This is a genomic window from Xenorhabdus szentirmaii DSM 16338, assembly GCF_002632585.1.
GTDB lineage: Bacteria > Pseudomonadota > Gammaproteobacteria > Enterobacterales > Enterobacteriaceae > Xenorhabdus > Xenorhabdus szentirmaii.
Map to the genome: position 1 here is coordinate 123,682 of NZ_NIBV01000001.1, position 21,379 is coordinate 145,060.

General features: G+C 42.7%; 23 protein-coding genes. 12 read left to right on the forward strand and 11 right to left on the reverse strand.

Going from position 1 to position 21,379, the window contains the following annotated elements; genetic code table 11:
• Window positions 1-52: 52 nt before the first annotated feature.
• Complete coding sequence (gene thiI / locus Xsze_RS00655) at window positions 53-1,501, reverse strand: tRNA uracil 4-sulfurtransferase ThiI (protein WP_038238462.1); 1,449 nt, start codon at window positions 1,499-1,501, stop codon at window positions 53-55.
• A 228-nt stretch (window positions 1,502-1,729) separates the two neighbouring features.
• Here thiI and xseB point away from each other — a divergent pair, with 228 nt between their 5' ends.
• From xseB to Xsze_RS00695, 9 genes are all read left to right on the forward strand, one after another.
• Window positions 1,730-1,987 (forward strand): exodeoxyribonuclease VII small subunit, encoded by a 258-nt coding sequence (gene xseB / locus Xsze_RS00660; protein WP_038238464.1) that lies wholly within the window; start codon window positions 1,730-1,732, stop codon window positions 1,985-1,987.
• A 4-nt stretch (window positions 1,988-1,991) separates the two neighbouring features.
• Window positions 1,992-2,909, forward strand: a complete 918-nt coding sequence (gene ispA / locus Xsze_RS00665) for a (2E,6E)-farnesyl diphosphate synthase (protein WP_038238466.1) — start codon at window positions 1,992-1,994, stop codon at window positions 2,907-2,909.
• Window positions 2,910-3,210: 301 nt separating this feature from the next.
• The gene (gene dxs, locus Xsze_RS00670) at window positions 3,211-5,076 is read left to right on the forward strand and encodes a 1-deoxy-D-xylulose-5-phosphate synthase (protein ID WP_038238468.1); all 1,866 of its coding nucleotides are present in this window, start codon (window positions 3,211-3,213) and stop codon (window positions 5,074-5,076) included.
• A gap of 439 nt (window positions 5,077-5,515) precedes the next feature.
• Window positions 5,516-5,980 (forward strand): hypothetical protein, encoded by a 465-nt coding sequence (locus Xsze_RS00675; protein ID WP_038238470.1) that lies wholly within the window; start codon window positions 5,516-5,518, stop codon window positions 5,978-5,980.
• Between the two features lie 3 nt (window positions 5,981-5,983).
• Window positions 5,984-6,151 carry a hypothetical protein gene (locus tag Xsze_RS22025; RefSeq protein WP_156935882.1) on the forward strand — a complete coding sequence of 56 codons (168 nt, stop codon included), beginning with the start codon at window positions 5,984-5,986 and terminating at the stop codon, window positions 6,149-6,151.
• 277 nt (window positions 6,152-6,428) lie between these two features.
• Entirely contained in the window at window positions 6,429-7,598 is a 1,170-nt protein-coding gene (locus tag Xsze_RS00680; RefSeq protein WP_038238472.1) for a KamA family radical SAM protein, read from the forward strand.
• 67 nt (window positions 7,599-7,665) lie between these two features.
• Window positions 7,666-9,027 (forward strand): ATP-grasp domain-containing protein, encoded by a 1,362-nt coding sequence (locus Xsze_RS00685; protein WP_038238474.1) that lies wholly within the window; start codon window positions 7,666-7,668, stop codon window positions 9,025-9,027.
• Between the two features lie 11 nt (window positions 9,028-9,038).
• Window positions 9,039-9,764, forward strand: a complete 726-nt coding sequence (locus Xsze_RS00690; RefSeq protein WP_038238476.1) for a 2OG-Fe dioxygenase family protein — start codon at window positions 9,039-9,041, stop codon at window positions 9,762-9,764.
• 5 nt (window positions 9,765-9,769) lie between these two features.
• Window positions 9,770-10,996, forward strand: coding sequence for an MFS transporter (locus Xsze_RS00695; protein ID WP_038238478.1), 1,227 nt, complete (start codon window positions 9,770-9,772; stop codon window positions 10,994-10,996).
• Window positions 10,997-11,225: 229 nt separating this feature from the next.
• Here Xsze_RS00695 and Xsze_RS00700 read toward each other — a convergent pair whose 3' ends face one another.
• The 3 genes from Xsze_RS00700 to Xsze_RS00715 all read right to left on the reverse strand — a co-directional run bounded on the left by Xsze_RS00700 (window position 11,226) and on the right by Xsze_RS00715 (window position 12,663).
• Window positions 11,226-11,579 carry a hypothetical protein gene (locus Xsze_RS00700; RefSeq protein WP_038238480.1) on the reverse strand — a complete coding sequence of 118 codons (354 nt, stop codon included), beginning with the start codon at window positions 11,577-11,579 and terminating at the stop codon, window positions 11,226-11,228.
• Between the two features lie 635 nt (window positions 11,580-12,214).
• The gene (locus tag Xsze_RS00710) at window positions 12,215-12,403 is read right to left on the reverse strand and encodes a hypothetical protein (RefSeq protein WP_038238484.1); all 189 of its coding nucleotides are present in this window, start codon (window positions 12,401-12,403) and stop codon (window positions 12,215-12,217) included.
• Complete coding sequence (locus Xsze_RS00715) at window positions 12,382-12,663, reverse strand: type VI secretion system baseplate subunit TssF (RefSeq protein ID WP_038238486.1); 282 nt, start codon at window positions 12,661-12,663, stop codon at window positions 12,382-12,384. Before Xsze_RS00715 ends, Xsze_RS00710 begins: the two co-directional genes overlap by 22 nt.
• 841 nt (window positions 12,664-13,504) lie before the next feature.
• On the opposite strand from Xsze_RS00715, the gene Xsze_RS00720 reads away from it, so the two are divergent.
• The 3 genes from Xsze_RS00720 to pcp are packed head-to-tail and all read left to right on the forward strand — an operon-like array spanning window position 13,505 to window position 15,938.
• Window positions 13,505-14,248, forward strand: coding sequence for a DUF969 domain-containing protein (locus Xsze_RS00720; protein ID WP_038238489.1), 744 nt, complete (start codon window positions 13,505-13,507; stop codon window positions 14,246-14,248).
• Entirely contained in the window at window positions 14,245-15,261 is a 1,017-nt protein-coding gene (locus tag Xsze_RS00725; protein WP_176553690.1) for a DUF979 domain-containing protein, read from the forward strand. The genes Xsze_RS00720 and Xsze_RS00725 overlap by 4 nt, the downstream gene beginning before the upstream one ends.
• 23 nt (window positions 15,262-15,284) lie before the next feature.
• Window positions 15,285-15,938: a pyroglutamyl-peptidase I gene (gene pcp / locus Xsze_RS00730; RefSeq protein WP_038238495.1), complete on the forward strand. Its 654-nt coding sequence runs from the start codon at window positions 15,285-15,287 to the stop codon at window positions 15,936-15,938.
• A gap of 35 nt (window positions 15,939-15,973) precedes the next feature.
• On the opposite strand, the gene pgpA is transcribed toward pcp, so the two are convergent.
• From pgpA to secF, 7 genes are all read right to left on the reverse strand, one after another.
• A complete protein-coding gene (pgpA, locus tag Xsze_RS00735) occupies window positions 15,974-16,465 on the reverse strand; it encodes a phosphatidylglycerophosphatase A (protein ID WP_038238496.1) in 492 nt (163 codons plus the stop codon).
• Window positions 16,458-17,504: a thiamine-phosphate kinase gene (gene thiL, locus Xsze_RS00740; RefSeq protein ID WP_038238498.1), complete on the reverse strand. Its 1,047-nt coding sequence runs from the start codon at window positions 17,502-17,504 to the stop codon at window positions 16,458-16,460. Before thiL ends, pgpA begins: the two co-directional genes overlap by 8 nt.
• 101 nt (window positions 17,505-17,605) lie before the next feature.
• Entirely contained in the window at window positions 17,606-18,022 is a 417-nt protein-coding gene (gene nusB / locus Xsze_RS00745) for a transcription antitermination factor NusB (protein ID WP_038238501.1), read from the reverse strand.
• Between the two features lie 29 nt (window positions 18,023-18,051).
• On the reverse strand, window positions 18,052-18,522 hold the full coding sequence (gene ribH, locus Xsze_RS00750) for a 6,7-dimethyl-8-ribityllumazine synthase (RefSeq protein WP_038238504.1): 471 nt from the start codon (window positions 18,520-18,522) through the stop codon (window positions 18,052-18,054).
• 168 nt (window positions 18,523-18,690) lie between these two features.
• Complete coding sequence (gene ribD, locus Xsze_RS00755; RefSeq protein ID WP_038238507.1) at window positions 18,691-19,797, reverse strand: bifunctional diaminohydroxyphosphoribosylaminopyrimidine deaminase/5-amino-6-(5-phosphoribosylamino)uracil reductase RibD; 1,107 nt, start codon at window positions 19,795-19,797, stop codon at window positions 18,691-18,693.
• A 31-nt stretch (window positions 19,798-19,828) separates the two neighbouring features.
• Window positions 19,829-20,278: a transcriptional regulator NrdR gene (gene nrdR, locus Xsze_RS00760; protein ID WP_038238510.1), complete on the reverse strand. Its 450-nt coding sequence runs from the start codon at window positions 20,276-20,278 to the stop codon at window positions 19,829-19,831.
• A gap of 122 nt (window positions 20,279-20,400) precedes the next feature.
• Window positions 20,401-21,369, reverse strand: a complete 969-nt coding sequence (secF, locus tag Xsze_RS00765; protein ID WP_038238512.1) for a protein translocase subunit SecF — start codon at window positions 21,367-21,369, stop codon at window positions 20,401-20,403.
• Between the last annotated feature and the right edge of the window lie 10 nt (window positions 21,370-21,379).

Below are 21,379 nucleotides of genomic sequence, written 5' to 3' on the forward strand. Positions count from 1 at the left end.
TACCGGGCCGCTTATTATTCCAGCGTAAGTGGCCCGATATTTTTGTTTCAAATTATGGGCGATAAACCTTCACATTTTTAAAACCCTGCTCACGCAGATACAGAGCTTGTAAACGGCTCATCACGCCACGTTCACAATAGAGTAAATAGGTTTTCTCTTTTGGCAGATCACCAAACTGAGTACCCAATTTATAGAAAGGCAACGAATGGATCTCAACACCATCCATACTTAACGGACGATCATCTTGCTCGTCGGGAGATCGAATATCCAACAGCACATTATCCGCAGCAAATTCAGTGACCGTTTCGACTTCGACCACCTGTTCACTCGCCTGCTCTGCAATCTCACGAATATCCAGATTCTTAGCTTCCCTGACAACGCGATCCAAGATCTCGAAATCAAAATTGCTCTCTTCAGCTTCGATTTTGGCTTTAACTGCTTTGACTGTCGGGCTTTTGGAAATCACACCACAGAATTCTGGCATAGTACGAGCGAAATCCTCTGTACCGATCTCACGGGCCAACTTAATGATGTGTTCTTTATCATGAGAAATCAGAGGACGGAGGATCAACGTATCAGAGGCATTATCAATCAATCTCAGGTTCGTCAGAGTCTGGCTGGATACCTGCCCCAACGCTTCACCAGTGACAATGGCCTGAACCCCGTAACGCTCAGCAATTTGGGATGATGCCCGAACCATCATACGTTTCAGTACAACCCCCATCTGACCATCATCAATTTTTTCTAAAATCTCAGCGACGACAGGTTCAAAATCAACGGCAACAAACCGAACTTTATGCGAGCTGCCAAACCGATTCCACAAATAATGCGCAACCTGTTTCACGCCGATTTCATGGGCAGAACCACCCAGATTAAAGAAGCAGTAATGCACACGGCAGCCACGGCGCATCAGCATATAGCTGGATACACCGGAGTCAAATCCCCCGGAAATCAGCGACAACACATCTTCCTGAGTCCCGATTGGAAACCCGCCAATGCCTTCATGACGGGCCTTGACCAGAATCAGTGTATCCTGATCAATTTCCAAATTTACCGTCACATCGGGTTTGGTCAGTTTTACTTTGGCGGATTCAATATGCTGGTTCAGACCACCGCCAACATAGCGCTCAACTTCGTTGGAGGTAAAACTGTGTTTTCCACGACGCTTCGCCCGGACACAAAACGTTTTGCCATGCAATAAATGGCCATACGTTTCAAAAGTTTGTTCAAAGATATGATGCAAGTCACGAAAATCTCGCTCTTCTACTTGCAGGATATGATGAATTCCCGGAATACGTGTCAGTGCATCACAAATTTCTGCACCGAGATTATCATCTTTAACCCGAACTTCGATATTATCCCAATGGCGAACAACAGCAATGCCCTCTCCAAGTGTTTTAAGTACGTTGCGAATATTGCTGGCAAGTATTTTAATAAAGCGTAATCGGACGGTCTGACTCTTGATCGTAATTTCTGGGAATAATTTAATGATAAACTTCATAGTAAGATATAGTAGTCATTCAATGTTGAACCATCACAAACAATATCAATGATGATTCATAAGTGTTCAGTTGGATAGGTCGCAGAGTATAACATCATCTCATTATATCGCCTGTAAAAAAACAGCGGTAACACATGATTTATTTTTCTTGGTGTAGTAGGGTACTCTGCAATTCTGCAACGAACTTGCTTTGCTGTAATTCGTTAAATAACCATAAGTTAAGTCATTATGTCTAAAGCAAATCAAACATCAGAAACCGGACAGGCCCCAGCATTTGAAACTTCTCTGAAAGAGCTGGAAGACATTGTTATTCGGCTGGAATCAGGGGAACTCCCACTAGAAGATGCACTCAATGAATTTGAACGTGGTATTCAGCTTGCAAGACAAGGGCAAAAAACGCTTCAGCAGGCGGAACAGCGAGTACAGATTTTATTGAACCATGATGCACAGTCATCACTTGATGAATTTTCGTCTGAATCTGAGTAAATTTATGCCTGAACAATATGAAATTCCTTTTGAAGAGATGCTGATCAACTGCCAACAACATATCAATGGCAAACTGATAGAAATATTCTCTTCATTACCCTTTTTAGACAGTCCATTAGGCATAGCAATGCAGCATGGGGCTATATTGGGCGGAAAACGGCTGCGCCCATTTTTAGTTTACAGTGTAGGCGAATTGTTTGGCCTTTCCCGAAAGAGCCTTGATGCCGCAGCCCTTGCGCTGGAATGTATCCATGCTTATTCACTGATTCATGATGACTTACCGGCAATGGATAATGACGATTTACGTCGTGGTCAACCGACTTGTCATATAAAATTTGGCGAAAGTCAGGCCATCTTAGCGGGAGACGCATTACAGTCACTGGCCTTTGAGCTTCTGGCTAAACAAGACATGCCTGATGTCGCTTTATCGGACCGTCTCACTATGATTGCAGAACTGGCAAGTGCCAGCGGCTTTGCCGGCATGTGCGGCGGTCAGTCATTGGATTTGCAAGCCGAGGGTAAACAAATCGATCTTGACGCTCTGGAACAAATTCACCAGCACAAAACCGGGGCATTAATACGTGCAGCTGCCAGACTGGGTGCTTACAGTGCCGGGCAACGTGGTCATGACGTGATACCGTTGCTGGATCAATATACTCAAGCCATCGGCCTCGCATTTCAGGTACATGATGATATTCTAGATGTCATTGGCAATACTGAAATTATTGGTAAACGTCAGGGTAACGATCAACAGCTTGGCAAAAACACTTACCCTGCCCTGCTGGGATTGGAACAAGCCCAGCAAAAAGCCAGAGATCTGTACGAAGAAGCAATAGCAGCACTCGCAGAGCTGGATAAAAAATCGTATAACACCACGACGTTAAAAAGACTGGCTGGTTTCATTATTGAAAGAAATAGCTGAAAAAATCAGCTGAAATTTGCAAAACAACAGGTATATACCCCATGGATGACAAGTGACAGCGCGGTGATAAGGGAAAGCATTTGCCCGGCAACCCGCAAATCTGCCGCTTGAAAGACAAAAGGGTTAAATACCACTTTGGTGTAGCATCAATTATATAAACCCAATAATCAATAAATGTATCTCATGGGATGAACCCAGAAATTACACTTCGATAATAACGGGTTCTTAATATTCAACTTAAGACGGGTATACCCACCAGATTTCAAGATAAAGGGTATATAGCATTTTATACAGGCATAGCATGAGCATTGATATAGCGAAATATCCAACATTGGCATTGGCAGAAACCCCAGAAGAGCTTCGCCTGCTACCTAAAGACACTTTGCCAAAGTTATGCGATGAACTGCGTCAATTTTTGCTGAACAGTGTTAGCCGTTCCAGTGGTCACTTTGCTTCCGGACTTGGCACAATCGAGCTGACTGTCGCACTTCACTATGTTTATAAAACCCCTTTTGACAATTTAGTCTGGGATGTTGGTCACCAAGCTTATCCACACAAAATTTTGACTGGACGCCGCGACCGCATTAATACCATTCGTCAAAAGAACGGGCTTCACCCTTTTCCGTGGCGGGATGAAAGTGAATATGACACCTTGTGTGTCGGTCACTCATCCACCTCAATCAGCGCGGGTTTAGGCATGGCAATCGCGGCAAAGCATGAAAACAAAGGCCGCAAAACAGTCTGTGTCATCGGTGATGGCGCCATCACCGCCGGCATGGCTTTCGAAGCGATGAACCACGCGGGAGATATCGATCCCGATATGCTGGTGATCCTCAATGACAATGAAATGTCCATTTCTGAAAACGTCGGGGCATTGAATAATCATCTGGCACAACTGCTATCCGGCAAACTTTATACCACCTTGCGTGAAGGCGGCAAAAAAGTCTTCTCTAACCTTCCCCCTATCAAAGAGTTGCTGAAAAAAACCGAAGAGCACCTCAAGGGCATGGTTGTTCCCGGAACATTGTTTGAAGAGCTCGGTTTTAACTACATTGGCCCCATTGATGGTCATGACGTACTCGCATTAACCCAAACCTTGAAAAATATGCGGGAACTGAAAGGGCCACAGTTCTTGCATATCATGACCAAAAAAGGCCGTGGCTATGCGCCTGCGGAAAAAGATCCCATCAGCTGGCATGCCGTACCAAAATTCGATCCGGCCACCGGCTCGCTTCCCAAAAGTGCAGATACCCGCCCAACCTTTTCTAAGATCTTCGGTGACTGGCTATGTGAAGAAGCCGCCCAGGACAAAAAACTGATGGCAATTACGCCTGCCATGCGGGAAGGTTCTGGCATGGTACGCTTCTCCCGTGAATATCCTGAGCAATATTTTGATGTCGCGATTGCTGAGCAGCATTCCGTCACCTTCGCCGCGGGCTTGGCTATTGGTGGCTACAAACCGATTGTCGCCATCTACTCCACCTTCTTGCAACGCGGTTATGATCAGGTGATCCACGATATCGCCATCCAGAACTTGCCCGTGTTATTTGCCATCGATCGTGGCGGCATTGTCGGCTCAGATGGGCAAACCCACCAAGGCGCATTTGATCTCTCGTTCCTGCGCTGTATCCCGAATCTGGTTATTATGGCACCCAGCGATGAAAACGAGTGTCGCCAAATGCTGCACACCGGGCATCATTATCAATCCGGCCCTACAGCCGTCCGTTACCCGCGCGGCGCAGGAACAGGTGAGGCGCTTCAACCACTGGAAGCATTGCCAATTGGCAAAGGCCTGATCCGTCGGAAGGGAGAAAAAATTGCGATCCTGAACTTTGGTACCTTGCTTCCTTACGCACTACAAGCGGCTGAGAATCTGAATGCAACGGTTATTGACATGCGTTTTGTCAAACCACTGGATAAAGAACTGACGCTTGAAATGGCAGCCAGCCACGATTTGCTGGTCACTTTGGAAGAAAATGCCATTATGGGCGGAGCAGGAAGTGGTGTGAACGAACTTCTGATGCAGGAAAAACAGCCAGTTCCTGTATTGAACCTTGGCTTACCGGACTATTTTATCCCACAAGGAACACAGCAAGAACTGCATGCTGATTTAGGCTTGGATGCAGCTGGTATCCAAAACAGTATCGAGAAATACTTGGCTAAGTAGCCTTATATCTTGATAAGAAATTAATGAAGTGCCTGTTCCAAACACAAAGCCTTGGTGAACACCAAAAACCGCTTTGGGGAGGAACAGGCAATGAATAAACCGCTAAAAATAACTTCTCAAAGAAAACATTCTCTCCACAAAAATATAAATATATCTCTGTTAGCCATTTTAAACGAACACATTACTTATTGCTTTGAAGGAGTATTCCTTTCTTGAATTTTTGTTTAAATGCGTTTTTTCAACATTCATTGAGTTGATGAAGATATAACGATGGATAAATATTACAAAAATGGCCAAGTTGTGATTACTACCCAACACAATCAGAAGTTATTATTCATTATTTTTCAATTGGTTATAATTTTATTTTAAGCTTTATTTGCTTCTAAAAAAACGATATAGTAAGACTCTAAGCTGTATTGCAAACTATTGGTAATTTAACATGAAATTAAATGCAATTTTTAAAGTAAAAAATGTCGATGAATTAAGATCATTAGGATCTTATTATGAAACAAAAAGATATATAGAAAGTGAACTTAATATTAAACTCGGAGTGAGTGGATGGAACTCTCTTTATGATAAAATATCCGCCATTAATGATTTTATTCGTTCATTTAAAAAAAACATTACATCCATCTATGAAGGAAAAACATTTACTGAGTCTAAAAAATACATATCAAAAATACTTAAAATAAAGATAAAAACCAGAAGTTGGAATGCCCTTGAGTTGACATTAACTAACATTATCACTCTGGTTAAAACAAAACCTTTTGATCCGCATGAATATTATGAAAATAATAAGATGAAGAAATTTTGTGATAGCTCAAGGCTAGAAGGTATAGAGTTAACTATTCCAGATGAGTCTACTTCACTACAAAGTGTTTTAGAAGAATATCGAAACAGGTGAGTTATGGATAAATATGATGCAACAAATGATCATTATTGTTATCAAGGTTCATCAACTTTGATAAATAAGTTAGGTATTAAAAATATAGATGACTTAGAATCCGCTGAAAGAAAAGTCACAGTGCTTACAATTCAAAATAACCTATTACAATTGATATATATTCTTTTTTAACACACATTCACTTTCCCTTATACCTACTCTTGTTCCTTCAAACTTTCTCTTCTTAATATCTTTTTTTGATATAAAGTTCATCTCAAAACACTTTCAAAAAACTAATATTCATTATCAATATTTGATGCATCAATATTTGAAAACACCCTGTTATCTCTCAAATCAAATACATTATATGAATTAAAGTAATCACAATAATAATAACTGTTTTTATTCATTACCTCACAATATTACAAGTAATAATAAATTTCAAATATCATTAAATTAAGGAACCATCATGGATATTATTCATGTCCTCCCCGATTCACAACAATTCTTTCCTGAATTTAACAAAAATTGGACTGATTGGCGTTGGCAGCAAAAAAACGCATTACGTGATGAAGGATCACTACGTACTGCCTGTGGAGGGTGGAGTGATGAAATAGCCCGACGCATTCAACAGAATTTGCAGGGCCAGAAAATGCAAATTACGCCCTATTACCTCAGTAAAATTCTGGCCACTAAACAATCTGACGATATCACGACAAGCCCTCTCTGGCGGCAAGTCGTTCCATTCTGGCGAGAAGAAGAGCTTAATGGGTATGATGGCGAATCCGAGAACTGGGAACTCAATGAGGAGATGAAAACCCCCATTTGCCAGCATAAATATGACAACCGCGTGATTTTACGCATGGTCAATGCCTGTAACTCCTACTGCCAATTTTGTTTTGAGGCGCTACGTACATTAAAGGTCAATTCAGATAAATCAAATGCCGGCCGTACTTCCTTTCAGCAATCCCTCGAATACATCAAAAACACGCCATCAGTAGAAGAAGTGATCTTAAGCGGCGGTGACCCTTTAATGCTGACCGATAACAAGCTGGATGAATCGTTGGCGGCCATCAGGGAAATCAGAGAAGATCTGCTCATCCGCGTTCATTCCCGGGCGTTGACATTCAACCCTTACCGCATTACCGATGCCCTCATCGAAACGCTGAAAAAACACCGTGTTAACGCCTTTGGTGTTCATGTTTGCCATCCACTCGAATTAAGCAACGAATTCCAAAACGCGGTTCGCCGCATCCAGAGTGTCGTTCCCATTGTGTTTTCCAATATGCCTTTCTTGCGTGGCATCAATGACAATGAAGAAACGCTCCATAAACTGTTTATCGACCTATACCGGATGGGGGTGAAACCTTATTATCTCTACCATTTCATGCCCTTCTCTCCCGGCTCTTCAGAATATAAAGCCTCAATCAATGATGCCATTGCCATTATGAGCAAACTAAAACGCCGCGTTTCCAATATTGCCTTGCCGGAATATGTCCTTCCCCATATGAAAGGCAAATTCACCGTACCTTTATTTACCAATGCAGAAGAAATGCCTTATTTCGAAACCATCAATGGCAGGCGTTATTACCGCTTTACCAACTGGAAAAACGAGCAATGCGAATGGCTGGATAACTAGGTTATCCCTGATTTTCTTAGCATGTTACTTAATTAATTTTCAAACTTATTCATTTTAAGAGTACCCAATGAAACCAAATTCAATTTTGTTTGTTGATATTGATGATGCCAAAATTCCTCATTATAACTATCGGGAAGCTCATTTCATTGCAGCAAAACAAATGGGAATAAATTGCCTGACAGCCGCACTCCGAGGACGACAACATACAGAACGCCTTTTCACTGATAGCGATGCTGTTTTCTATCTAGAATCATTAACGCAAGAAGCTTTACAAGAACTCATCATTACATTACAACAAAAGTACATTCTATTGGCTATTTTCTGCCATGCAGGACATGCATCCTCCAATGGTCAAATTGGTTGTATCGTCGCCGAAACATGCCAGAAATTAAAATTACCTCATGCATCTTCCGCCTCAATTACAGCCTGCAACAACAAATTCTCAATGCGTCAGGTACTGCAAGAAAAAGGAGTTAAATCAATACGCTATGCACTCTGCAGTAACGAAGAAGAGCTATTTTCGCAAGCCAGAGAGATAGGTTATCCTGTCATAGCAAAACCACCTTTTGGTGCTTGTTCAGCTTTTATAAAGAAATGCAATGACTGGCCTGAATTACAAGCCCATTACCAGACATTCACAAGCCAATATTTACATTCTGCTTTATTCGATTTTTTAGGAGAAGAACAAACATGCTTTATCTCTGGTAATAATGAATATATCAACCATCCTGGAAAGAGCCTGCTATTGGAAGAATACCTTGAAGGCATCGAAGGAACGGTTGAATGTGTCATGAGCCAACATGAAATACATCCGATATTAATCAATGAAAAACTTATCCTGACTGAAAAAGAAAATACGGTTCTGGAAAACTTACTGATTTGCCCGCCTGTTTCATTTTCTCCGGCAGAGCAAGAACAAATCAGAGACTATGCCATCGCATGTATCAAAGCGGTTGGCCTGAATTACGCCATTGCGCATCTTGAATTCCGCATGACCCGCAATGGCCCTGTTGTCATTGAAATTAATCCCCGCCTTGGTGGATTATTTGTTAATTCGGCTTTCCGTGATATCGCCGGATTAGATCCATACCAGCTATATCTCTCCATTCTCTTGCAAGAACCCGATATTGACGCACGGTTGCGACTCGCCCAACATCGCGCCTCCACAACCCGACAGCATTATTCAATGCTAGCCATATATCCCGAACAAAGCGGGCATTTTCAAGGCATTGAAAATATTGAATACATGAAAAACCATCCCCATGTACTCGAGTGCATTCCTCAACCTGCAAACTACAATATCAATGCTGAAACTGAGGAGCATTACTTACTCCGATGCTGGGCAAAAGTCGATGGCTCATCCCACGCTCATGCCCTGCATCAAGAAATGATTGAACACGTTAAACCCATTATTGTTCCTATTCCATAAGGTGCCAACTTATGCAAATTACAAACATATCGGCGCAGTTAATGAATGAACACTATTGCCATATTCCACATTTCAATAAATTAATTTCCCATGATCCGGAAACAATGAACACATTCAAGGCGCATTGGAATGGATTAGTATTGGATGAAAATTTCAAGAATTACACTCATCGGGAAAGACGTATTCTTCGCTATTATTATCGCCCTTATGCAGAACAACCGCTTCAATTAAATCGAGACGCTGCATATCACTCATCCATGAACTACAAAATAGAATATAAACAAGGCGTTAATCAGCTCGATTATGCAAATGAGGCATTTATCACTCATCCCATTATGCAGAATATCCTCGTCACTGATATTGCCATTTTAGATAAGAAACTCACTAAAGAGCACAATTACGCGATTGATATCCATCTATTTCGTATAAAAGCCCAAGAAGGTAAAGAAAGCCCGACGACTTCAGGGATCCATCAAGACGGCCAAGATTGGATCTTTATGCACTTTATTCAAAGCCACAATACTGAACCCGTGATTTCAGAAGTTCACGCAACAGAAGATGAAGCGCCCCCTTTGCTGTATACCGCCATGGAAAACTTTCTTGAAACACTCGCAATCAATGATAAACAACTCTATCATCGGGCAAGCGGTGTTCGGCAAATATCTCTTACGCATGCGGCATTCCGGGATTTATTGCTGGTGACCTTCCGGCAGCTTCCAGAACAACCAAAGAGCTAATAATAATGTCAAGCCAGGAAAATAGTTTGAATTTACGTTGCTCCAGTTTTAATGCCTTATTGATTGTCAGTGCCCGGTTCGTTTCCGATTTTGGTGCTTTTCTGAATATGGTCGCACTTTCCACTTATGTGTACCTGCTCAGCAACAGCGTTATGCACGTCAGCATTTTTCTCGCCTGTCGTGTTACGGGTGGCCTGATTGCCAGCCTGATCGGAACACCATTTTTCAGACGATTTGCCGGAAGATGGCCGTTGGTCTTTTTTGATCTCGTCCGCGTTGTTTTGCTGTCCCTGCTATTGGTGATCCCCGTCGCACAGCAATTGTTAATCTTACCCATGATCGCCTTTGGCATTGGCTTAGGCAACTCAATGTTCGCCATCGGGCTGAACAGCCAGTTACCCTACTGGGTGCATCCTTCCCAACGCATCTCAACAAACTCCTGGCTGACCTCTGTTGCCGCAACGGGGGCTGTATTCGGCAGCCTTGTATCGGGGCTTCTGGTCGCAAGCAGCGGTTATGAAATGGTATTTACCGTCAATATCTTCACTTACCTGCTGGCTGCAATCCTGATTATGCCCCTGCGTTTCCTCACCTTACCCGAGCAAAAAGTATCAAGAGAGCTGGGTAATGAATGGCGAGAATTACGCCTTGGCTTACGCAGTGCGCCAATGCTGGCAGGAATGCTATTCCTCAGCCTGGCTGACACATTGGGCAGCGCTGCCCATAACGTGGGTTTTCCCATCATTTCGAAACTTCTCACTCCCGATAATGCCAGTACGACAATGGGATTGTTGCTGGCAACATGGGCAATCGGAAAATTCAGTGGAGCACGATTGACGAACTATCTATTGCGCAGTCGCGACCTATTGAAAATGGAGAAACTGTTCTTTATCGGTGTTGCGTTAATGTCGACAGGATTTATCCTTACTTTCCAGCAAAGCACCGTATTTTGGCTGATGCTGTTTGCCATTTGGGCAGGAATTGGGGATGGTATTGCCGAAGTTAGCCTGATATCACGAGCACAAAGTGAACCGGAAAGCTTGCGCTTGCCGATTTTCAGTTTATTGACATTATTGCAGATGACAGGGTTTGGGATAGGTATGCTTCTGGTTGCGCCATTCTACATTTGGTTGCCACCTTCCATCGTGATCCTGATATTCCATGGTTTGCCACTGACAGTGTTAGTACTGGTTTTATTCTGGGTACGACGAACGACAACACATCAGGCATAATGACCGGGAATTAAATCATCAGCATCGGTTAGGGCGATAACTCTATGATGCTGATTTTTCCCAATGATATACTCATCTAATAACATTATTATTCTTTTTATCATCCATATCTTTTAAAATCTTTTTCCATACACCAAGCACATAACACAAAGATTTTTCCAAAAAAGGGGGATAGAGCGTTGTTAAACGCTCCATTGAAAAGCCAAGGAATTCATCACCTTGATTTTTTCTATTTATTTTCATCCGATACAGAAATATTATGCGACCTGAGCCGCTCAACTTCAGCCAAAATTTTCTCGACTTGCAATTCCCAATCTACAGGTTTTGGCTCTTCACGTAACCGGAAAAAAGGTTTTCTGCGTTTATAATCAACCGAACTAACCGCATCTTTTCCTTGCAGGAAATATTTCGCTACAAAAGCCAACAAATAGTCTTTACCTACCCTTTTATCAAAAAAACCGGGAAATTTAGGTGAATAAAAGTAGCTGATAAGATTATTATTTTTATCGTATCCACACGTTTTTAATCCTAAATTACCAGCAGAATTATACACTTCCAATTGGGAATAATTTGCTGCATACACTTTTCCTTTATGCCAAGTATAAAAAATCTGTCTTTCTCTATCTATGATAAAAGGTGGAATACTGCAAACCTTAAACAAAAAATAAATAGAAAGAATAATAAATAAAAGATACAGGGAGAAAAAACCAGCATCTATTATTAACGACTCCCTTGTACGTTCCTTACTATAAAAAATATCTTTTGAATAACGAATATTTCAATACTTGAAAAATGAAATACTCTTATCGTGAGCAATATATTCATATTTTTTTTGATACTCTGGCAATTTTGGATTTAAATAAAAATACTCTCCATGATCTTTCCTTGCATAACCCACCCCTTCAAGATATGCCTCCTCATTTGCATGCCATGTTTTTACATAGTTATTCAAAAACAATACAAAAGAAATTATTGAACCCAAAAGATACAAATATAAATAAAATCGCCTCGTAGTATTTAAACTATTAGCTAAGCGACATTCTGTATCATTAACACTCTCTAAACACGCTATTTTTTTGCTTCTTTTTTATTTATTTTCTCTAGTTTTTCGTTAATAACATGAGGATACGCTTCTGAAAAAACATCTGTTTCAATAATATACTTCATAAGGGAATATTTTCTACTCATAAGATAATCCTTTTATTTTTATCTATAAAATCATTTACGCATTACTTCATCATCATAGCCATAAATAGCATTTTCTAATATTGGTTTCTCACTCCATTTATAACGAAGAGGAGAAATGATATCCTCAGTTGGCATATAATACCAAAATATTTTAATATTCTTAGATTGAATAGAATCCATTTCAATAGTCAACGTTGCTAACCCACGTTCATCAGACAATTTCTTATAATCGGCTTCCAGCAGCTCTGCAAAATCATCTGAAGCTGATAGCTGTGTACTAATATTTGATGAAACAACATTCGGTGAAGCAGGTACAAGTGGAGCCCCATCAACGCCGCAAAACCTTCATTCAGTCTTTCTACATCAGGATCACGCCGAATGAACGAATCCCTGAGATGTTCATGCTCTTCACTGACTGTCTTTGCCAGTTGCCTTAAATAATCAAGTTCCCACTGATAATAATATTCAAACTGATTCACCACTCACTCCTCTTCCTTAAAGAAAAACCCTGCACGGCAAAAATATTCACCTCTTATTTAAAGAAAATTAAATTTACAATAGAAAAAATAACCCCCATTTTTACAGAAGAGTTATTTTCTAATTAAAGTCAAGGTTAATTTTAGATATGTCTAATTTAAAACAATAATAGCCATCATCGAGATAACTAAAGCACCTCTTAATTTATCAATAAAAGATAGACTTAAATATTCAATACTAACAAAAATATGTCAAAAAAAACCACCAACATCGCTCCAAAATAATTTTATCATAAAATCAAAATAATTATTTAATCGCAGCAATCATTCTATTTATCAGGCATTCATATACCATTAATACAAATTTTTAAATTTAACCCACGCAATATCTTGAATTGAAAATATTTAATTAATCAACAATACATAACACAAAATGCACATAATAACTTAATATTCAATTGGTTAATTAAAATGAATTAATAACAAATATAAATTTATAACATGCTTATTAATTGACTCTATAAATACAACCTAGTGGTCATCAGGCCATGACACAATGACAAAATAAAAAAACAAATTATAGCTCACTCATAGCAACACATTTTCGATGTCAAAAATAATAATCGCATAAGTGATCTAGATAACATTTTTAAAATTACAGGAAAATTTTATTTATCTATTTATTAATAGCCTTTTATTTGTTGTTCAATAACATACAAACAATAATTTAACCACCAATGCAATTTTAACCTACGATATTGCTTTATCAACAAGACTGCTTTCTAAAAAACACTGTTTTTTCAAAAAATTAAACAAGACTCATTTAGCTATCGGAAAATAAAATATGCAGCAAGCTGTCAATTTCTGGCCCCTCATCGGGATAGCGGTCATTATCATCGGGTTTATCATCAGATTTAATCCTGTCTTAGTGGTCACAATTGCAGGATTTATCACAGGATTAACCGCCCAGATGCCAATTCTGGATATTCTGGAGAAGCTCGGTTCAGGCTTTATCAATACCTTAAATTTATCCCTGACTCTCTTGTTCCCTCTCGTCATTATTGGCTTGCTGGAACGGCACGGATTAAAAGAGCGAGCACAAAAATCCATTTCTCATATCAAATCAGCGACAACCGGCCGTTTGTTGATTATCTATTTGTTTATCCGTGAAACTTCCGCTGCTTTAGGGTTAACCAGTCTGGGTGGGCATCCGCAAATGGTTCGTCCCTTGCTGGCGCCCATGGCGGAAGGCGCAGCCGAAAACCAGTATGGCGATCTGCCAGATTCCGTGCGTTACCGCATTCGTGCCATGTCAGCAGCAACGGATAATACGGGCCTGTTTTTCGGTGAAGATATTTTTGTCGCCTTTGGGGCAATTATTTTTATGCACAATTTTATGCTGGAATCAGGCGGTATTCATACGGAACCGCTGCACATCGCTCTTTGGGGCATTCCCACGGCTATTTGTGCTTTCCTCATCCACTCAGTTCGGTTATACCGCCTTGATTATCGCCTTGCCAATGAACTGAGATCGCTGACTCGCAATCAATTAAATAGCAATCGACTGAACAGCAAGGAGAAAAAATAATGTTTCAGCTACAGTATCTCTATGTAATAGCAGGAATTCTCCTGATTGCTGTCGCCATTATGTCATGGCGTGACAACGCCAATCCCCGTCGTTTAACCACAGGGCTGTTTTGGGGGTTATACGGCCTTATTTTTCTCATGGGAAAATGGAGTGGGCATCTGGCGGCGATCTGGATAGATGATGAAATGCATGCTCAAAAAGTCGCTAATATCACGGTGGGTTTACTGGTTGTTATGATGGCTTTGTTAGCAGGATTTGGCGGGGTTCGCATGGGGAATTATCATCAACCAACACCAGAACAACGTCAACAAAGTGCGGAACGTCTTGGCAATAAGTTATTTTTGCCTGCTTTGCTCATTCCCATTGTTACTATGTTCGGTGTTCTGATGTTTAACCATATTCCCGGGTTGCAGCAAGCTATCTTTGGTACAGGCAACCATTCCACGCTGGTAACGCTTTTCTCCATTACGCTGGGTTGTGGGATCGGGTTAGTCATCGCCATGCTCATGAGCCGTGAGACAATGACACAGCCAATACAAGAAACCCGCCGTTTATTGGATTCCATTGGCTGTGTATTTATCCTGCCCCAAATTCTGGCAACGCTCGGTTTATTGTTTACTGCGGCTGGGGTCGGCACTGTAGTTTCCTATTTAACTGAAAATTATTTGGCCGTTGATAATCGTTTTATCGCTGTGGCTGCCTATGTGTTCAGCATGGCACTGTTAACCATGGTGATGGGGAACGCTTTCGCCGCTTTTCCTATCGTCACGGCTGGCATTGGTATTCCCATTTTGATCTTACAACACAGCGGCAATCCTGCCGTAATGGCCGCCATTGGTATGTTTTCTGGTTATTGCGGCACGTTGATGACGCCAATGGCGGCCAACTTTAATATTGTTCCAACCGCTTTGTTAGAACTTCCTGATCGCAATGCGGTTATCAAGGCACAAATTCCCACAGGTTGTACTTTGCTGCTTGTTAATGTGTTTTTACTCTATTTCCTCATGTTCTAATAAAACAACAACAAGGAACTACCATGAAAACCATTTTGCTCACGGGTTTTGAACCTTTTGGCGGTGAAACCGTAAATCCATCATGGGAAGCCGTCAAACCATTACATGGGTGTCAGATTGCCGGGGCACATATTGAAGCTTACTCATTGCCCTGTGTTTTCGATGATTCCCTTGAACGCCTTTACTCCGCTATTGAGCGCATTAAACCTGAAGTGGTGATCGCCACTGGAGAAGCGGGGGGTAGGCCTGATATCACAGTTGAACGTGTTGCCATCAATATTAATGATGCACGTATCCCTGACAATGCCGGAAAACAACCGATTGATATCCCTGTTATTAAGGATGGTCCTTCTGCGTATTTCTCATCCCTGCCCATCAAAGCAATCGTCAATGAATTGAAACTCGCCGGAATTCCTGCATCAGTTTCTCAGACTGCGGGAACGTTTGTTTGTAATCATGTGATGTATGGTTTATTGCATTATCTGAGCCTGAACCCACTTTATCCCGCTGTCCGCGGCGGTTTTATTCATGTGCCTTATTTGCCAGAACAAGCCGTAAAACATTCAGGTGCGCCAAGTATGGTTGTAGGACAAATGACAGCTGCCTTGAAAATTGCCGTTGAATCTACTTTGAAATACGAAAAGGATATGAGTGTTACAGGCGGGACAACAAGATGAGAAAACCAGCCACTGAATGCCAGTGGCTGGTGACATCAGAAAGGCAACAGATGGTATACATTCAGCAACCAGATAACTGCAACGGCAAAAATCGCTGCAATAATATCATCCAGCATAATGCCGATTCCGCCCTTCACGTAACGGTCAAACCAACGAATTGGCCAGGGTTTCCACATATCAAAGATACGGAATACAACGAACCCAACCAAAATCCACTGCCAATTAAGCACAGGGATTGCCATCAATGTGATCCACATACCGATGAATTCATCCCAAACAACACAACCGGGATCTTCTACATTCATGGCATCTGCGGCTTTCTGGCAAATCACGCAACCTATTACCGTTCCCAACACAATCGCCAGCCAAATCGCCCAAACCGGCAACTGTACCAGCAATAGCCAAAAAGGGATTGCGGCAACAGATCCCATCGTACCAGGCATAATTGGCGATAAACCACTTCCGAATCCCGTCGCCAGCAAGTGCCACGGGTTTTTCATTTTTAAGCGGTGTTTCGCATTATCCATGAGTTCCCTCCGTTTGGTCATTCTCTGCTTGCCATGACCCCGAACAAGGCACTGCCGGTTTTTTATCCGTTTTGAAATGGTCAAAGCCGTTCAGATCCAATTCAATTTCTTCGTTATTGTTAAAGTAGCGGATACCTTCCGATTCGGGCCTGATTTGTCCAATACAGCAGAAACTTGCACCAGTATGAGCCAAGGCCATATTCAGTGCACCACGATTAAGCTCAGGGACTGTAAAACACAGCTCATAGTCTTCCCCTCCGCTCAGCGCCCATTTTAACGCCAGATCAGAAGGAATATAGTTCTGCATCGCTTCGGAATAAGGCAACGCATCCAGATTAATGCGTGCACCGCATTGGCTGGTTGCCAAAATATGGTTGAGATCAGAAATTAATCCATCAGACAGATCAATCGCTGAAGATGCAAGATCACGCAGCGCTTGCCCCTGTAAAATCCGCGGTTGAGGACGAAGATGGCGTTTCACCAACCAATTGCGGATCACGGGATCTTCTACCGTTAGGTGATTTTGCAGTAATGAAAGCCCGGCCGCACTGTCTCCCAAGGTTCCGGTAACATAAATCCAGTCACCGTTTTTCGCACCAGCTCGCCGCAAGGCTCTGCCTGCCGGAACCAAGCCATGGACAGTCAGGGTCAGACTCATGGGGCCCTTTGTGGTATCCCCGCCAATCAACTGCATACCGTAATAATTCAGTTGTTCAAATAGGCTGTCACTGAATCGCTTTAACCAGTCTTCATTGACTTCAGGCAACGTTAAGGCCAGTGATGCCCAGGCTGGATCGGCTCCAACAGCAGCTAAGTCGCTGATGTTGACAGCCAGAGCCTTATACGCCAGATCTTCCGGTGAAATGTCAGGAAGAAAATGAACGCCAGAAACCAGTGTATCTGTTGTTACTGCTAATTCTTGCTTATCTGCAACGCTCATCAGTGCACAATCATCACCAATCCCTAGATTTACATCCCGGCGACGGCTGATATGGCGATTGAAATAACGTGCAATGAGGTCAAATTCACCACATGCCATAATAGAATTCCAAAGAGTGACTAATGATGAACAGATGAGGCCGGTTCTCCGGCCTCATCTGTAAAATCATCGAGTTATAATGGGGAACTCCTGACAAGCAATCACTTCTTCTTGCGTGCTGCCGGGCCAGCTTTATCCAATACCCCATTCACGAATTTATGGCTATCTTCAGCGCCAAACGTTTTTGCCAGTTCGATGCCTTCATTGATAGCCACTTTGTAGGGAACATCATCACGAAAGCTTAGTTCAAACATTGAAACGCGCAAGATGGCTTTTTCCACCTGGCCTAACTCTTCGAGTTGGCGGGAAAGATAAGGTGCCATCAGAGCATCTAATTTTGTCGCATTGACCGCTACCCCGGACAGCAATTCACGGAAATAGGTGACATCAACACCGGTTACGTCCTGCTCTGACAGAAACTGCAATTCAACATCAGCAATGTTGTTTTTAGATATTTGCCATGAATAAATTGCCTGGACAGCACACTCACGAGCACGACGACGAGCAGCAGGTTTCACAAAATTCCCCTTAATTAAAACTAAAAAAATCAGCCTTTGATAGCTGTAAGTACATTGATCATTTCCAGTGCGGTCAAGGCAGCTTCTGCTCCTTTATTACCCGCTTTAGTGCCAGCACGCTCAATTGCCTGTTCAATATTTTCAGTCGTCAAAACACCAAATGTAACAGGAATATCGCTGGACATTGCCACGCTGGTTAACCCGGAACTACACTCACCAGCCACATATTCGAAATGAGCTGTGCCACCACGGATAACAGTCCCCAAAGCAATAACCGCATCGCATTTCTTGGATTCCGCCAAGGCTTTGACCGTCAACGGCAACTCATAAGCCCCCGGAACCCACACTACGGTAATATTGTCTGAAGAAACCTGGCCGATACGCTCCAGTGCATCCACTGCACCTTCCAGCAGGCTGTCATTAATGAAGTTGTTAAAACGGGCAATCGCAATAGCGATGCGGGCTTCAGGAGCTGCAACAACACCTTTGATTACGTTCATAGCCTTCCTTAATACCTTTTCATATCCGCAGGGGCGCGGATCTTATCATATTATTTTTCTCTGCGTCTTGATTTATGTTCAAACTTAAATCAGAACGTGATTGTTCTTTGCCGTCAACGGCGAAGCTGCCCGCGTCTCAGGCCGCAACCGTTTTTGCGGCGGATTTTGCTAAACGGGACGCAAACGAAGACGGACATCAGGCCCAATTTGTTTTACATCAAGCAGAGTAAATTCGGGGGCATCCGATAATTTTTTCAATTCAGGGATATCGAGCAACCCACGGGCATTATTTCCCAACACCTTGGGGGCAATATAAAGGATCAACTCATCAACCAGCCCCACCGACAATAAAGCCCCGGCTAAAGCAGGGCCGCATTCCGCCCAAACTGAATTTATTTGGCGTTTGCCCAACTGCATCATCAGCAGCACTAAATCAACCCCGCCACCGTGTGCCGGCAACAAAATTTGCTCCACATTATCAGACCATAATTGCTCATTTTTATTGGTACGTGCTAACCAGCATTGCCCTGCTTGTTGAACAACCTGATGCTGTGGTGTCACCCGGTTCTGGCTATCGGTAATAATGCGAATAGGTTGACGAAGATGGTCTTGAGGATAAATCGATTGAGTCTCTGCATCCAGTTCATTCCAACGAACGGTCAGTGAAGGATCATCAGCCAATACCGTTGCACTTGAACTCAGAATAGCGCTGCATTGGGCCCGCAATTTCTGCACATCCTGACGGGCTTGTGGGGACGTAATCCATTTGCTTTCCCCGGAGGACAATGCCGTGCGACCATCCAATGATGCACCCAGCTTCAGTTGCAGATAGGGAAATCCCGTGCGCATGCGTTTAAGAAACCCTTTATTCAAGGATTCCGCCTGCCCCATCATCAGGCCGTGCTCAACAACAATGCCTGCTTGCTGCAACTTATGCAAACCTCGTCCGGCAACTTGTGGATTGGGATCTTGCATTGCCACAACGACCCGGGTTATTCCCGCAGTAATCAAAGCATCAGCACAGGGAGGCGTTTTACCGTGATGGCTGCACGGTTCAAGTGTGACATAAGCGGTCGCACCTTTGGCTTTTTCACCGGCCATACGGAGGGCATGTACCTCTGCATGGGCTTCACCTGCACGCAGATGGAAACCTTCTCCGACTATCTGTTCATCTTTAACGATGACACAACCGACATTCGGGTTGGGTGATGTTGTGAAACGCCCCCGATACGCCAGTTCCAGCGCACGAGACATATATATCTCATCGAGTGTCATGATGTTTTGCCTTATTATCCTGATTGATAGTTTAATCTTGTAATTTGGCGATCTCTTCACCAAATTCACGGATATCTTCAAAGCTGCGGTAAACAGATGCAAAACGAATATAAGCAACTTTATCTAATTTTTTCAGTGCGTCCATGACAAAGTTTCCGATCATTTTGGACGGGATCTCTCGCTCCCCTGTTGCCCGCACTTGTGATTTTATATGGATGATTGCGATTTCCACATCATCAGAACTGACAGGGCGCTTTTCCAGTGCCTTTTGCATGCCACGACGCAATTTTGCTTCGTCGAAAGGCTCACGAATATCATCACTCTTAATGACTCGCGGCATCACTAGTTCTGCAACCTCAAACGTAGTGAAGCGTTCATGACATTCTAGGCACTGACGGCGACGGCGCACTTGTGAGCCATCCCCAACCAAGCGGGAATCAATAACTTTAGTATCAACGGCTGCGCAAAATGGGCAATGCATATCGTTTCCTGACAGTTAACCTAAGGGATAACAGTGTACCTTGAAGTGCTAATGAAAGACACCCTGTCAGTAAGTACTCACAGGGTGTTTAAATGATATCAGCGCAGGAGCCTATTAAATTATCAAGGAAGAATAGAAGGCTGGTCCGCCCCTTCTTTCTCAACTTTTTGCTGGATCATATGCTCACGCTGCATACCCAGTTTCAAGGCTAATGCCGAAGCAACATAGATGGAAGAAACTGTACCGATGGAAACACCGATTAACATGGCCAACGAGAAGCCTTTCAGCATTTCACCGCCAAAAATGTACAGCATGACTACAACCAGCAATGTCGTTGCAGATGTCATGATCGTGCGACTCAATGTCTGGGTCAGCGAAACATTCGTGATTTCATAAGGTGTACCACGACGTATTTTGCGGAAATTTTCACGAATACGATCCGATACAACAATACTGTCATTCAGCGAATAACCGATAACGGACATCAATGATGCCACAATAGTCAGGTCTATTTCGATATGGAACAACGACAGTACACCCAATGTAATCACCACGTCATGCGCAAGTGCAATAACGGCTCCCAATGCCAGACGCCATTCAAAACGGAAACCGACATAAATCAGGATACAAATCAGCGCAACCAGCAGTGCCATTGCTCCGCTCTGGGCCAGCTCGCTTCCCACACTCGGACCAACAAACTCTACACGTTTGACTGTTGCATCTTCATCGATATGCTGGTTAATGACCGAAATGATTTTATTGCCCAGCTCCTGCCCGCCCTGGCCTTTCACCGGAGGCATACGCACCATGACATCACGGCTGCTGCCAAAATTTTGCAAAAGAGGATCAGTAAAACCATTCTGAGCCAGACTATCGCGCATTTTGTCCAAATCGGCCGGCTTGCTCAGCTTGACCTCAATAACCGTACCACCAGTAAAATCAAGCCCCCAGTTAAATCCACGGGTGCCAATCATCATGATCGAAGCAATCAATAGCAGGAATGAAATTCCGAAAGCAACGTTGTCCCAGCGCATAAAGTCAATCACTTTACGCCCGTAGTTTAATTGTTCAACAGTATAATCCTGTGCCACAACGTGCTCC

What these genes read in the sequence shown, in the direction of transcription:
- thiI (WP_038238462.1), bottom strand. Translation starts at nt 1,501, where the DNA reads ATGAAGTTTATCATTAAATTATTCCCAGAAATTACGATCAAGAGTCAG.
- xseB (WP_038238464.1), top strand. Translation starts at nt 1,730, where the DNA reads ATGTCTAAAGCAAATCAAACATCAGAAACCGGACAGGCCCCAGCATTT.
- ispA (WP_038238466.1), top strand. Translation starts at nt 1,992, where the DNA reads ATGCCTGAACAATATGAAATTCCTTTTGAAGAGATGCTGATCAACTGC.
- dxs (WP_038238468.1), top strand. Translation starts at nt 3,211, where the DNA reads ATGAGCATTGATATAGCGAAATATCCAACATTGGCATTGGCAGAAACC.
- Xsze_RS00675 (WP_038238470.1), top strand. Translation starts at nt 5,516, where the DNA reads ATGAAATTAAATGCAATTTTTAAAGTAAAAAATGTCGATGAATTAAGA.
- Xsze_RS22025 (WP_156935882.1), top strand. Translation starts at nt 5,984, where the DNA reads ATGGATAAATATGATGCAACAAATGATCATTATTGTTATCAAGGTTCA.
- Xsze_RS00680 (WP_038238472.1), top strand. Translation starts at nt 6,429, where the DNA reads ATGGATATTATTCATGTCCTCCCCGATTCACAACAATTCTTTCCTGAA.
- Xsze_RS00685 (WP_038238474.1), top strand. Translation starts at nt 7,666, where the DNA reads ATGAAACCAAATTCAATTTTGTTTGTTGATATTGATGATGCCAAAATT.
- Xsze_RS00690 (WP_038238476.1), top strand. Translation starts at nt 9,039, where the DNA reads ATGCAAATTACAAACATATCGGCGCAGTTAATGAATGAACACTATTGC.
- Xsze_RS00695 (WP_038238478.1), top strand. Translation starts at nt 9,770, where the DNA reads ATGTCAAGCCAGGAAAATAGTTTGAATTTACGTTGCTCCAGTTTTAAT.
- Xsze_RS00720 (WP_038238489.1), top strand. Translation starts at nt 13,505, where the DNA reads ATGCAGCAAGCTGTCAATTTCTGGCCCCTCATCGGGATAGCGGTCATT.
- pcp (WP_038238495.1), top strand. Translation starts at nt 15,285, where the DNA reads ATGAAAACCATTTTGCTCACGGGTTTTGAACCTTTTGGCGGTGAAACC.
- pgpA (WP_038238496.1), bottom strand. Translation starts at nt 16,465, where the DNA reads ATGGATAATGCGAAACACCGCTTAAAAATGAAAAACCCGTGGCACTTG.
- thiL (WP_038238498.1), bottom strand. Translation starts at nt 17,504, where the DNA reads ATGGCATGTGGTGAATTTGACCTCATTGCACGTTATTTCAATCGCCAT.
- ribH (WP_038238504.1), bottom strand. Translation starts at nt 18,522, where the DNA reads ATGAACGTAATCAAAGGTGTTGTTGCAGCTCCTGAAGCCCGCATCGCT.
- ribD (WP_038238507.1), bottom strand. Translation starts at nt 19,797, where the DNA reads ATGACACTCGATGAGATATATATGTCTCGTGCGCTGGAACTGGCGTAT.
- nrdR (WP_038238510.1), bottom strand. Translation starts at nt 20,278, where the DNA reads ATGCATTGCCCATTTTGCGCAGCCGTTGATACTAAAGTTATTGATTCC.